Here is a 12,951-nt window from a genome sequence, read left to right on the forward strand (position 1 = left end):
TCTCGGTTTTCGGGTGCCGCTGCTGGCTCCTTCGTCGCATTGCAGCGGCACCCGAAAACCGAGACGCGCCGAAAACTTGCGGGGTTGGCGTGCTACAGGGGAGGTTTTTGACGGAGGGGGGTGCGTGGGGTGGATAGGTGCGGCCTTTGCGCGTGGTGTGTGTGGGTGGATTGGTGCGGCGTTGCGCGTGGTGTGTGGGGTGGGGAGGTGCGGCGATTCGGGTGCTGGGTGGGGGGCGTGTGGGGGTAGTTACTCGTGGGTTGGGTTGGACGGCGTAAGAATGGGGGTTACGGTGCAGTTATGAGTGAGCGCGTGGAGCCGGTTATCGATCGGAGTGCGATGGGGGCTGATCGGTATGAGCATCATGGGGGGTTTCCGAAGGTTGCGGAGGCTCAGCCGGGGCCGAACTTCGGGGGGTTTGTCGAGGCTATGCGGACGTTGCAGGATTTGGCGGTTTCGGCGGATTGCAGCGAGGAGGTGTATGGGGAGGCGTGGGGGAAGGCTCGGGAGCTGATCGAGCTGCTCGAGCCTTATCGGGCGCCGGAATCGCAGAGTCCGGCGGGGCGGGTGACCGCGTTGCCGGGGCGCGGGAGTTTGCTCATGCCGCCGTGGAATGTTGTCGAGGCGGGGCCGGGCGGGGTGCGGATGCGGGGTGAGTTCCGGCGATACCACCTGGGGGGCAACAGTGCGGTGCACGGCGGCGTGTTGCCGCTGCTTTCGACGACCTGTTCGGATCGCTTGTGCACTACGCGGGACGACCTATCAGCCGCACCGCGTACCTGCATGTGAACTACCGGAAAGTCACTCCGTTGGAGACGCCGTTGCTGGTGGAAGGCACCGTCGATCGCATCGAGGGCCGTAAGACCTTCGTCACCGCACGGCTGACCGACGAATCTGAAACATTGCTGGCCGATTGTGAAGGGCTCATGGTGCAGTTGCTGCCCTGGCAACCGTGACGGGTCGGACCGTGTGTGCCATGGTCGTCCGGTGCGTATAGTTGCGTGCGCTCGCTCATCGAAAAACTATCCGGAGGAACCTGAAAGTGGTTGCAGCACTGTCTGAATCCCTGCTCGACGACGCCAAGCGACCGGCCTTCATCGCCGATGCCCAGCAGGTGCTGGAAGCGGAGGTGTCGGACAAGGGGGGCGCGTCCGGCCTGGCTGTGAAGGGTGCGTACGCGGCGGCGAAGAAGGTCAGTCCGACCATCGTCACGGACGGGCTGGAGTCGTTCGTGCCGAAGTTCGTCGAGCGGCTCGAGCCGTACTGGGCGGAATACCAGGCCTCGGGTAACGGCTCTTTCGCCGACCTGCTGGTGTCCAAGCAGGACGAGGTCGCCGAGGCACTGCTCGCGGTGACCGACGCGCGGGCCGAGAGCTCCTCGCGCCCGGCTCTGAAGAAGGCGTACTCCGCGGTGCGCTCCTCGGCGAAAAAGCATGTGACCGAGGCCCTCCCGCGCGTGGGCGACCTGGTCCAGCGGCACGCTGGATAATTGGCCGCGGCTTGATAATTGGCCGCGCCTTCGGCGCGGCGGGTTTGTGGCCTCGTGACCCCGCCGTTCGGTACCCGGTGCTCGCGACTTCGTCGCATGCGCACCGGGCACCGAACGGCGGGGCGGCCACAAACCGTGCGGGTTGCGTTGGTGCGTACATACCGTGCGGGGTTGCGTGAGTGCCCCGCGGCTTCGTCGAGGTGCGTCGGTTCGCGAAAGTTGCGTCGGCGCACGTCGAATGTGCTCGCCTTACATTTCCCCTGCCGACTTTCCGATGCGCCAGTAGCCCGTGAAAGTGATGTCGGCCTTCGGGATTCCGCGTTCGGATGCCAGGTGTCGGCGCAGGCCGGAGGCCAATTTCTGCTCGCCTGCGATGAAGGCGTAGATGCCCTGTTCGGGGAGTTCCGCGGCGCGCACCGCGTCCAGTGCGGGGGCGCCTATCTGGGTGGTGGGGTCGGGGCGTGGGAGCCAATGCACCTGTACGCCTTCGGGTTCGCCGAGGTCCTGGGCGTCGTCGGGGTGGGGGACCTCCAGGAAGGCGGCGCCGCGCAGGTCTCTGGGGGCCGACCGCAGCACGCCCGCGACCGCGGGCAGCGCGCTCTCGTCACCGACCAGCAGCGCCCACGAAGTGTGCTGCGGCGCTTGGTACATGATGCCCTCGTCCAGCAGGCCCACCTCACTTCCGATGGCGGCGCCGCTCGCCCATGCGCACGCGGGGGTGTGCTCGCCGTGCATGGCGAAATCGACGTCCAGTTCGGCGGTGTCGCCGAAGCGGCCCCGCCCGGCCGGAAAGTATTCGCGCACCGTGTAATTGCGCACCACCGGCCGCTGGTCCTTGCTCATCATCAGATACTGCGCGTACCAGAGATTGCTGGCCGCGGTCGGCAGGCGCAGCCCGTTGCGGCCGGGCAGGAACAGCCGGAACCACTGGTCGTAGCCCATCGGGACGAACTCGCCCAGTCCGTCGCCGCCCAGCGTGACCCGGACGAAACTCGGACTGATCCGCTTGCTCGCGAGGACCTCGACGGTGAGGATCCGCCGCTCCTCGGGCTTGAGGTACTTGGTGCGCTTGGCCATGTGAGTTAGGTTAGCAAACCCTAACTTCGGGCGATAGGTGTGAGCGGGCCGACTCCCCACGGGCCGACGCTCTCTGGGAGGCTGGGCCTGTGAACCCTTCGACAGCACAGGCCCAGGTCGTCGTCGACGAGCTGGCACGCGGAGGCGTGCAGGATGTCGTGTTGTGTCCCGGATCGCGAAATGCGCCGCTGGCCTTCGCCTTGCAGGCCGCCGATGCCGAGGGGCGGCTGCGGCTGCACATGCGCATCGACGAGCGCACCGCCGGATTCCTCGCGATCGGCCTGGCCGTGTCCAGCGGCCGCCCGGTCCCGGTCGTGATGACCTCGGGGACCGCCGTGGCCAACCTCGGCCCGGCCGTGCTGGAGGCCAACTACGCGCGCCAGCCGCTGATCGTGCTGAGCGCCAACCGGCCCTACGAGATGCTGGGCAGCGGGGCCAACCAGACCATCGAACAGTTCGGCCTGTTCGGCAGCCAGGTGCGCGCCGCCATGAGCCTCGGGCTGGCCGAGGCGGAGGAGGGCTACCGGCGGCAGAACAGCGTGTGGCGCGCGGCGGTGTGCCGGGTGCTGGCCGCGGCGCGCGGTACCCGCTCCGGCAATGCCGGGCCCGTGCATTTCGACATCCCGCTCCGGGAACCGCTGGTCCCCGACGCGCTGCTCGGGGAGTCGTTCCCGGCCGGGCGGGTCGGGGGAAAGCCTTGGACCGCAACGCAGTACGCGACTCTCGACGTGCCCCTGGACATCGATCTGACCCCCGACACGGTGGTCATCTCGGGTCACGGCGCGGGCCATCGCCCGGAGCTGGCCGAACTGCCGACGGTGGCCGAACCCACCGCCCCCATGCACGGCCCCGCGCTGCACCCGCTGGCGCTGTCGCTGCTGCGGCCGCGGCAGGCGATCATTACCGGCCGCCCCACGCTGCACCGCCAGGTGTCGAAGGTGCTCGCCGACCCGGACATCACCGTGTACGCGCTCACCACCGGGCCGCGCTGGCCCGACGTGTCCGGCAATGTGGTCGGCACCGGTACCCGCGCGATCACCGGGGGCGCGCCGCGGCGCGAGTGGCTCGAGCACTGCGCCGAGCTGAACGCCAAGGCCTGTGGAGTGGTCCGGGACGAACTGGCCAGGCATCCCAAGCCGACCGGGCTGCACGTGGCGGCCGTGGTGATGGACGCGCTGCGCGGCGGCGACCAGCTACTGCTGGGCGCCTCGAATCCGGTGCGCGACGCCGCGCTGGTGTCGTATCCGCGACCGGGCGTCAAGGTGTTGTCCAATCGCGGCGTGGCCGGGATCGACGGCACCGTCTCGACCGCCGTCGGCGCCGCGCTGAGCCATCCGGGCCGCACGGTCGCGCTGATCGGCGACCTGACCTTCTTGCACGACGCGTCCGGACTGCTGCTCGGGCCCGGTGAGCCGCGCCCGGCCGACCTGACCATCGTGGTCGCCAACGACGACGGCGGCGGCATCTTCGAAACGCTGGAACAGGGCGACCCGCAGTACGCGGGCGTGTTCGAGCGTGTGTTCGGCACGCCGCACGGCATGGATCTGGCCGCGCTGTGCGCCGCCTACCGGGTCCCGCACCGGCAGGTCGATCCGGGCGAACTGGCCGTCGAACTCGCCGGGCACGCGCACGGCATCCGGGTGCTGGAGGTGGCGACCGAGCGCTCCAGCCTGCGCGAGCTGCACGCCACCGTGCGCGCCGGCATCGGGTAGGGGTCAGTACTCGCTCTCGGCGTCGCCCGCGTCCTCGTAGTCGTCGTCGAGGGGCACCGGGATGGACTGCTCTAGCACGTCGGCCTCGGCGGCCTCCCGCTCGGTGGCGCCGACGGGAACGTCGGTCTCCGCGTCGTCGTCCTCCGGGAACGCCGGTACGGCCTGCTCCATGAAATCGGCTTCCGGAACTGCGTCGATGGCGCCGGTATCGAGGGTTCGATCGGTCATCGGTTGCTCCTTCCCGCGAGTGGGCCGATTCGCCGGCCGGGTGACCGGGCACCATCGAGAATGCGCCGCCCGAGCCCGCCTGGCAACCTCTCCGCCACTACGTTTCACTCACTCCTCCGGGCCGGCCGCCTCGTCGGTGCGATATCGGCGATGAGTTCTGCGGGCCGGTCCCGTCTCAATCCACGGATGCCCGAGATGCGGCGCGTCATGCCCTGGAAGGAGCAACCATGACGGAACCGGCGTTCGATCTGGAATCGGCCGCGACGGGTTTGGCGGCGGTGATCGCCGGGATCACCGACGATCACCTGCCCGTTCACACGCCGTGCACCGATGTGACCGTGCGCGATCTCCTCGTGCATGTGGTGGGTCTCACCGAGGCGTTCCGGCAGGCCGCGACCAAGGAGGCGGTCGGTCGCTCGATCCCGCCCGAGACCGGCCCCGACGCGCCGCTGGTGGACGATTGGCGCACGCGGATCCCAGCTCAGTTGAAGGCGCTGGTGGCTGCCTGGCGGGAACCGGCGGCCTGGGACGGCGAGACCGAAGCGGGCGGGGTGGTCGCGCCCGCCCTCGAGATAGCCGTGGTCGCGCTCGACGAACTGGTCATCCACGGGTGGGATCTCGCCTGCGCCACCGGTCAGCCGTACCACCCCGCCGAGCAGGACCTGGCGGTGCTGATGGACATGCTGGAACAGACCCCGCCGGAGGGCGTCCCCGGCCTGTTCGGCCCGACGGTGCCGGTGCCCGACGAGGCGCCGCTGTGGGATCGCGTCCTGGGGCGCACCGGCCGCGACCCGGCGTGGTCGGCAGCCTGAGCCCAGGACCGAGCAACGACATGCGGGCGTGCGCCTCGCATGCTGTTGCGCCCGGGACGTGGGTGCGCTTCGGCAGACCGCGGATCAGGCTGTCGTGGTGAACAATCCGGCGCGGGCGGCGAGGGCCGCGGCGTCGGCCGCGGTCGTGGCAACCTGGTCGTCGATGGGGTCGCCGCTCGCGAGTAGTCGGTAGTAGAGCGGGGCGGAGACGGCGGAAAGGACTGCGCGGGAGTCGGTTCCGTCGGGAAGTTCGCCGCGGGCGACGGCGGCCGCGATACACGGCGACCATTCGGCGAGGCGGGCATCGTAGAAGGCGTGCAGGGCCACGGCGGTGGCGCTGTCGCAACTCGCCGCGGCCGCAAGGGCTTTGAACAGCGGGCCCTGACGCGGGTCCGCGAGGGTCCGTGCCACCAGGCGAGCGTTCGCGAGCAGGTCGCCGCGCAGCGACCCGGTATCGGCATGGGGGAGTGAGCTTTCCGCCATCTCCGACAGCAGGTCGGCGACCAGGCCGGCGGGGGTGCGCCAGCGGCGGTAGACGGTGGTCTTGCCGACGTCTGCGCGGACGGCCACCTCGGTCAGGTCCAGTCCCGCGAAGCCGCGTTCGGTCAGCAGGTCACCGGCCGCGCGCAGGACGGCCGCGCGGACGCGGGCCGTGCGACCGCCCGGACGTACGGACCCGGGGCTCGGCGTGTCCTGAGTCATAACGGTTCTCCAGTTCCATTAGGTCTGCATGCAGTGTACTGTCGGCAGTGTTAATGAAACTACAGTTCCTTTTAGGAGTGGTCATGGAGTATCGGCGGCTGGGAAATTCGGGTCTGCTGGTACCCGCGCTGAGCTTCGGCGCGGGCACGTTCGGCGGGCGCGGCGAACTGTTCGGCGCGTGGGGCGACACCGACGCCCGACAGGCCCGCCGGCTCGTCGACATCGCTGTCGAGGCGGGTGTGACCATGTTCGACACGGCGGACGTGTACTCCGACGGCGCCTCGGAAGAGGTACTCGGCGCGGCCATCGCGGGCCGCCGCGACCGGGTCCTGTTGTCCACCAAGGCCTCCCTGCCCACCGGTCCGAGCCCGGCCGAGGCGGGTTCGGGCCGCTCCCGGCTGATCGGCGCGGTCGAGGCGGCGCTGCGGCGGCTGGGCACCGACTACATCGACTTGTTCCAGCTGCACGCCTTCGATGCCGGTACACCGGTCGAGGAGGTGCTCGCCGCGCTGGACGACCTGGTCCGGTCGGGCAAGATCCGCTATGTCGGGGCGTCGAACTTCGCGGGCTGGCAATTGATGAAATCCCTTGCGGCAGCGGACCGATACGGCCTGCCGCGCTATATCGCCCATCAGGTGTACTACTCGCTGGTCGGCCGCGACTACGAGTGGGAGCTGCTACCGCTGGGCCGCGATCAGGGCGTCGGCGCCGTGGTGTGGAGCCCGCTCGGCTGGGGCCGTCTCACCGGCAAGATCCGGCGTGGGCAACCACTGCCGGAGGGCAGCCGCCTGCACAAGACCGCCGAGGCGGGCCCGCCCGTGTCCGACGACCTGCTCTACGACGTGGTGGACGCCCTCGACGACATCGCCGCGGAGACCGGCCGGACGATCCCGCAGATCGCCCTGAACTGGTTGCTGACGCGCCCCACCGTCGCCACCGTCATCGTCGGCGCCCGCAACGAGGACCAGCTGCGCCAGAACCTCGGCGCGGTCGGCTGGCAGCTGACCGCGGACCAGATCGCCCGCCTGGACAAGGCGAGCGCCGTCACGCCGCCCTACCCCTACTACCCGTACTATCGCCTGCCCGATTTCGCCCGCCTCAACCCGCCGGCCGTCTAGCGCGCACACGCAGACGGGCGCCGCGACCACAGTCTGTGATCGCGGCGTCCGCCCGCACCGGCCGGCCCGATACCCCGGCCGGTGCCTCGTCGCGACGGCTCAATACACGTCGCGCACATATCTTTTCTCGGCGATGAGCTGCTTCTTGAAGGCCAGCGCGCCGTCGGCGTCGAGCTTGCCGTGCACCTGCGCGAGGGTCAGCAGCGCGTCGTCGACGTCGCGAGCCATCCGCCCGGCGTCGCCGCACACGTAGAGATGACCGTTGTCGACCAGCCACCCCCACAGTTCCGCGCCGTGCTCGATCATCCTGTGCTGCACGTAGACCCGCTCCCGCTGGTCTCGGGAGAAGGCCAGATCCAGCCGGGTGAGGAAGCCGGAGCGGAACATATCCTCCAGCTCGTCGCGGTAGTAGAAGTTGTCCGCGGCGTGCTGGTCGCCGAAGAACAGCCAGTTGCGGCCGCGGCATCCGAGCGCGCGGCGTTCGTGCAGGAAGCCCCGGAACGGCGCGATCCCGGTCCCGGGCCCGACCATGATCATCGGCGCGTTCGGGTCCAGCGGCGGCCGGAAATGCGGTGCGCGCTGCAGGAATACCGGCACGGTGGCATCCTCGCAGCGATCGGCGAGGAAGGTCGAGCAGACCCCGCCGCGCTCGCTGTAGCGCACCACGCCGACGGTCAGCTGCACCTCCTGCGGATCGACCAGCGGACTGGAGGAGATCGAATACTGGCGCGGTTGCAGCTTTTTCAGTGCGCCGAGCCACTCGACCAGTTCGGCCCGGACGGGGAAGTCGCGCAGCACGTCGACCGCCTGCCGATCCCACAAATAGCGCTCCAGCTCGTTGCGGTTGTCGCGGCGCAGCAGTTTGGCCAACTGCGGGCTCGGGTTGTGCTCGCCGATGAAGGTCAGCAGGTCGCGGCTGACCTTCGTGATGTCGTAATGCGTGTGCAGCGCCTGTGCCAGCGGCACTTCCCGGGCATCGAGTTCGACGCCGCGCTGTCCGTCCAGTCCGGTCGCCGCGAGCCATTCGGCCACCAGCTCCTCGTCGTTGGCGGGCCACACGCCCAGCGAATCACCGACCTCGTAGGTCGCCTCGAACCCGCGCAGGTCGAAACCGAACTGCCGCACCTCTTTTCCGGCGCCCGGACGGGACAGCAGCGTGTTGCGCACCAGCGGCGCGTGCAGCGGGGCGTTGCGGGTGAACAGCGGCGCGGTCCGGGTGGTGCGGGTGGCAGGCGGAGCCGGACGCGACAACACCATGGTCGCACCACGACCCGGCGGCGGGCCGGGCGGCGAATCCGGTTCGGGCGCCGCGGGACCGGAGCCGTCCAGCGCGGCGAGCACGTCGTCGAGCCAGCGCGCCGACAGCTCCTCGTGGTCGGGCTCGCTGTCGACCCGCGGGAGCAGCCGGGTGCCGCCGCGCTCACCCAGTATCCGGTCCAGTGTGCGGCCGTGCCCGCAGAACTCGTCGTAGGAGGAGTCGCCCAGGGCGAAGACCGCGAAGCGCAGGCCGGTGCATCGGACGGCGCTGTCGTGCAATCGTTCCCAGAAGTCCGCGCCGTTGTCCGGCGGCCCGCCGTCACCGAAGGTGCTGGTGATCACGAGCGCGTCGCCGGTCAGGTCGGCTAGTTCACAGGAATCCATGTCGAGCAGTCGCGGGCGGTACCCCGAGTCGGCGAGCCGGGCGGCCGCCGCCGCGGCCAGTTCCTCCGCCGTCCCGGTCTGCGAGGCCCAGAGCACCGTCACCGCGCGGCCCGCGGGCGCCTCGTCGGCCCCGTCGGATTCGCCCGCGCGCGAGTACATCCCGGCCAGCAGCCCGTTGAGCCACAGGCGGCTGTGCGGCGACAGCGGCGCCGCCTCGGGCAGCGCGGGCTGTTCGGTGGCGGGTTCGGACATGGCGGCCACCTTGCGCAGCGCGACCGCGCAGGCCTTGAACTCCGGCTGGAGCGAGTCGGCGTCGACCGCGTCGTTGGTGACCGCGTTGACGGTCAGGTACTCGCCCTGCTCGTCGTTCCAGTGGAAGGGCGCGAAGCAGTCGCCGGGCCGCACCCGATCGCTGATCCGCACCGGCAGCACGGCCCGCCCGCGGCGCGAGGCGATCTCGACCTGGTCGCCTGCCACGATGCCGAGCCGCTCGGCATCGCCGGGGTGCACCTCGACGAACGGTTTTCCGTTGAGCCGGTTCAGCTTGTCGACCCGCCCGGTCTTGGTCATGGTGTGCCACTGATGCGGCAGCCGGCCGGTGTTGAGCACGAAGGGGTAGTCGTCGTCGGGCATCTCGTCCGGCGGCAGGTGCGGGCGCGCCCAGAACACCGCCCGGCGGCTCGGTGTCGCGAAGGCCAGCCGCGGCCGGCGCCCCGACCCGTCGGTGTACAGCTCCTGGGCGACACCGTCGTTCAGGTAGCGAATCGGGTTGCGGCGACGGTCCGGATCGGGGCACGGCCACTGCGCCGGGCCGTCGCGCAACAGGTCGTAGTCGATCCCTGACAGGTCGTAACCCGTTGCGGGATTGGCGAAACCGCGGATCTCCTCGAAGACCTCGGCGCTCGAGCCGTACTCGAAGCCCGGGAAACCCATCGCGGTCGCCACCTGGGCGATCAGCAGCCAGTCCGGTCGCGCGTCACCGGGCGGGTCGATCGAGCGCTGCAGCAGCGTGACGGTGCGCTCCGAATTCACCATGGTCGCTTCGGATTCCGCCCACAGCGTCGCCGGCAGCAGCAGGTCGGCGTAGGCGTTGGTGGCGGTCTCGGTGTAGACGTCCTGCGCGATCACCAGCTCCGCGGCCTCCAGCCCGGCGATGACGGTCTTGCGATTCGCCACCGACGCCACGGGATTGCTGCACAGGATCCAGCACGCCTTGATCCGTCCCTGCGCCAGGCCGCGGAACATCTCGATGGTCCCGGGCCCGGACTCGTCGCGCAGTGTGCCCGGCGCGAGCCCCCACGCCGTCTCGACGAAGCTCCGGTCGCCCGCCGACAGCACGCTGCGCTGGCCGGGCAGCCCCGGTCCCATATAGCCCATTTCCCTGCCGCCCATGGCATTCGGCTGCCCGGTCAGCGAGAACGGCCCACTACCCGGGCGGCAGATGGCGCCGGTGGCAAGGTGCAGATTGCACAGTGCGTTGGTGTTCCAGGTGCCGTGGGTGGACTGGTTCAGGCCCATCGTCCACAGCGACATCCATTCGCCCGCCGCGCCGATCCACCGCGCGGCCGTACGGATGTCGTCCTCGGCGAGGCCGGTGATTTCGGCGACCCGGGCCGGGGGATAGTCGGCCAAGAACTCCGGCATCGACTCCCAGCCCTCGGTGTGCTCGGCGATGAAATCCTTGTCGATATCGCCGTTCTCGACCAGCAGGTGCAGCAGCCCGTTCAGCAGCGCGAGATCGGCGCCGGGCGCGATCTGCAGGAAAAGGTCTGCGTGCGCGGCGGTTTCGGTGCGCCGGGGATCGACGACGATCAGCTTCGCGCCCGCCTTGCGGCGTTCGGCCATGCGCAGGTACAGGATCGGGTGGCAGTCGGCCATATTCGCGCCGATCACGAAGAACAGGTCGGCGTGGTCGATATCGTCGTAGGACCCGGGCGGCCCGTCCGCGCCGAGCGACTGTTTGTAGCCGGTGCCCGCGCTGGCCATGCACAGCCGCGAGTTGGCCTCGATGTGCAGGGTACGGAGATAACCCTTGGCCAGCTTGTTCGCCAGGTACTGCGCCTCCATGGACAGCTGCCCCGAGACGTACAGCGCGATCGCGTCCGGCCCGTGCTCGTCCAGGATCGTCCGCAGGCGGGCGGCGGCCTCGCGCACCGCGTCGTCCACCGGGACCGGCGTGGGCGACTGCCCGCGCTCGGGCCGGCGATGGGCGGTGGTCATGCGACCCGGCGCCCGCATCAGCTCGGCGTGGGTGGCGCCCTTCGTGCACAGGCGACCGGCGTTGACGGGATGCAGTTTGTCGCCCTGCACCTTCGCGATCACCTGTGCGCCCTGCTCGTCGGTGCGGGTCTCGACGACGATGCCACAGCCCACGCCGCAATACGAGCACGCCGTTCTGGTCGTGCTCGGGTTGCCCGCGGCTGCGTCCGACATGAGTCCGATGATGCGCAGCCGGGATTGCGCCGGATTTACCGGACGTTATCGGGACGTTGCGAAAGTTCTCACTTGCCCCGACAGTCCCTGTGAGATCGGATCAGCGCCTGGTCAAGGCGGCTTTCCGTGGTGACCGAAGGTAACCCCGCAGCGACGTGAGCAGTATCACGATCGCGTGCTATCCGAGCTTGTACGCCCGGTGCAGCGCGACGATCCCGCCCGTGAGGTTGCGCCACTTCGCCGCCGACCACCCGGCATCGGCGATGCGCAGCGCCAGCTGCGGCTGATTCGGCCACGCCCGGATGGACTCGGCGAGGTAGACGTAGGCGTCCGGATTACTGCTGACGGCCCGTGCCACCCGCGGCAACGCCTTCATCAGGTACTCCATGTACAGCGTGCGGAAGGGTGCGAAAACCGGCGTCGAGAACTCCGCGATCACCAGCCGCCCGCCCGGCTTGGTGACGCGCAGCATCTCCCGCAGGGCCGCGTCCGGATCGGACACATTGCGCAACCCGTAGGAGACGGTCACCGCGTCGAACACCGCGTCGGCGAACGGCAGCGCGGTGGCGTCGCCGGCGACCATGGGCACCTTCCGGAACCGGCCCGCCGCGAGCATGCCCTGGGAGAAGTCGGTGGCGACGCACCAGGCCCCGGACTTGGCGAATTCCAGAGTGGACACACCGGTCCCGGCGGCCAGGTCCAGGACCCGCTCGCCGGGCCGCAATTGCAGCGCCCGGCGCGTAGCCCACCGCCAATATCGGTCCTGGCCACCGGAGATCACCGTGTTGGTGAGGTCGTACCGCTTCGCGACCCCGTCGAACATCGACGCGACCTCGTGCGGCTGCTTGTCCAGCGAGGCCCGGAACGACTCTGTCTTCGCCACGATCCAGACACTAACGTGCCGTCGCCGCGCTGATCACAGCAGCACGCGGAACACCCTCGTCCACGCATCGGGCGGTACGTGGCCGACCGGTGCGTCGGCCGCGATTCCCGCTGCGGCACAGGCACGCCGGACCGCACGGACGGGGAATTCGCGGCGCAGCGAGGCGGCGACCGACCCGCCCACCCCCGAGAAACCGAGTTCGACCAGGCGGTGGTACTCCGGGGCCGCGGCGTCGGGCAGCAGCGGCCGCGGGCGGCGGTGCAACCGCAGCACCGCGGCGTCGACCCGCGGGACCGGATGAAAGCTGTTGCGCGCGACCACATCACCCAGGGTCATCGAAACCCACGGCCAGTGGGTGACGGTGAGCTTCGACCAGCGCCCGTAGTCACCGGAGTGCTTGCGGGCGAACTCGCGCTGGGTCAGCAGCGTGGCGGTGGTCAGCGGCCGGGCCGCCAGGCACCAGCGGACGATATCCGTGGTGATCCCGAAAGGCACGTTCGCGACCACCGAGAAGGAAACGCGCGGCGGCCGGACATCGCGGAAATCGGCGTGGTACAGCCGGATTCGGTCGTTGCCGCCGTAGCGGCGGCGCAGGCGGGCGACGTAGTGCGGGTCCTTCTCGTAGGCCAGCACCCGGCCGCCGGCGGCGAGAATATGCCTGGTCAGCATGCCGTCACCCGGACCTACCTCGAGGATCAGGCCGCCCGGCTCGATTCCGGCGGCGCGCACGATCTTCGCCGCGGCACGGGCGTCGACGAGGAAGTTCTGGGACAGCGTGGTGGGGGGGCCGCCCCCGCCCGCGCCGGGGGGGGGCCGGGGGGTGGTGGGGAACGGGCGGGGGCGGAAGAAAAATGTT

10 protein-coding genes and 1 pseudogene are annotated in these 12,951 nt (G+C 69.9%); 5 read left to right on the forward strand and 6 right to left on the reverse strand.

Annotated features, from left to right (window positions below; translation table 11 throughout):
• Positions 1-300 precede the first annotated feature (300 nt).
• Both QH470_RS20095 and QH470_RS20100 read left to right on the forward strand, forming a co-directional pair.
• Positions 301-956, forward strand: a pseudogene (locus tag QH470_RS20095) (PaaI family thioesterase).
• Between the two features lie 86 nt (positions 957-1,042).
• Positions 1,043-1,489 (forward strand): DUF6918 family protein, encoded by a 447-nt coding sequence (locus QH470_RS20100; RefSeq protein WP_280273937.1) that lies wholly within the window; start codon positions 1,043-1,045, stop codon positions 1,487-1,489.
• Between the two features lie 249 nt (positions 1,490-1,738).
• Here QH470_RS20100 and QH470_RS20105 read toward each other — a convergent pair whose 3' ends face one another.
• On the reverse strand, positions 1,739-2,566 hold the full coding sequence (locus tag QH470_RS20105; RefSeq protein ID WP_280273938.1) for a siderophore-interacting protein: 828 nt from the start codon (positions 2,564-2,566) through the stop codon (positions 1,739-1,741).
• Positions 2,567-2,655: 89 nt separating this feature from the next.
• Here QH470_RS20105 and menD point away from each other — a divergent pair, with 89 nt between their 5' ends.
• Positions 2,656-4,278 carry a 2-succinyl-5-enolpyruvyl-6-hydroxy-3-cyclohexene-1-carboxylic-acid synthase gene (gene menD / locus QH470_RS20110; protein WP_280273939.1) on the forward strand — a complete coding sequence of 541 codons (1,623 nt, stop codon included), beginning with the start codon at positions 2,656-2,658 and terminating at the stop codon, positions 4,276-4,278.
• A gap of 3 nt (positions 4,279-4,281) precedes the next feature.
• Here menD and QH470_RS20115 read toward each other — a convergent pair whose 3' ends face one another.
• Positions 4,282-4,506, reverse strand: a complete 225-nt coding sequence (locus tag QH470_RS20115; protein WP_280273940.1) for a hypothetical protein — start codon at positions 4,504-4,506, stop codon at positions 4,282-4,284.
• A 227-nt stretch (positions 4,507-4,733) separates the two neighbouring features.
• On the opposite strand from QH470_RS20115, the gene QH470_RS20120 reads away from it, so the two are divergent.
• On the forward strand, positions 4,734-5,318 hold the full coding sequence (locus tag QH470_RS20120; protein WP_280273941.1) for a TIGR03086 family metal-binding protein: 585 nt from the start codon (positions 4,734-4,736) through the stop codon (positions 5,316-5,318).
• An 84-nt stretch (positions 5,319-5,402) separates the two neighbouring features.
• Here the strand turns inward: QH470_RS20120 and QH470_RS20125 are convergent, their stop codons facing one another.
• On the reverse strand, positions 5,403-6,020 hold the full coding sequence (locus QH470_RS20125; protein ID WP_280273942.1) for a TetR/AcrR family transcriptional regulator: 618 nt from the start codon (positions 6,018-6,020) through the stop codon (positions 5,403-5,405).
• An 83-nt stretch (positions 6,021-6,103) separates the two neighbouring features.
• Between QH470_RS20125 and QH470_RS20130 the strand changes: the two genes are divergently transcribed.
• Entirely contained in the window at positions 6,104-7,138 is a 1,035-nt protein-coding gene (locus QH470_RS20130) for an aldo/keto reductase (protein ID WP_280273943.1), read from the forward strand.
• Positions 7,139-7,237: 99 nt separating this feature from the next.
• On the opposite strand, the gene QH470_RS20135 is transcribed toward QH470_RS20130, so the two are convergent.
• From QH470_RS20135 to erm, 3 genes are all read right to left on the reverse strand, one after another.
• On the reverse strand, positions 7,238-11,212 hold the full coding sequence (locus QH470_RS20135; protein WP_280273944.1) for a bifunctional nitrate reductase/sulfite reductase flavoprotein subunit alpha: 3,975 nt from the start codon (positions 11,210-11,212) through the stop codon (positions 7,238-7,240).
• Positions 11,213-11,390: 178 nt separating this feature from the next.
• The gene (locus tag QH470_RS20140) at positions 11,391-12,095 is read right to left on the reverse strand and encodes a demethylmenaquinone methyltransferase (RefSeq protein WP_280273945.1); all 705 of its coding nucleotides are present in this window, start codon (positions 12,093-12,095) and stop codon (positions 11,391-11,393) included.
• Positions 12,096-12,128: 33 nt separating this feature from the next.
• The coding region (gene erm / locus QH470_RS20145) for a 23S ribosomal RNA methyltransferase Erm (RefSeq protein WP_425302715.1) at positions 12,129-12,951 on the reverse strand (823 nt) is incomplete at its 5' end.

The sequence above is a fragment of the Nocardia wallacei genome (assembly GCF_029868745.1).
Taxonomy (GTDB): Bacteria; Actinomycetota; Actinomycetes; order Mycobacteriales; family Mycobacteriaceae; genus Nocardia; species Nocardia wallacei_B.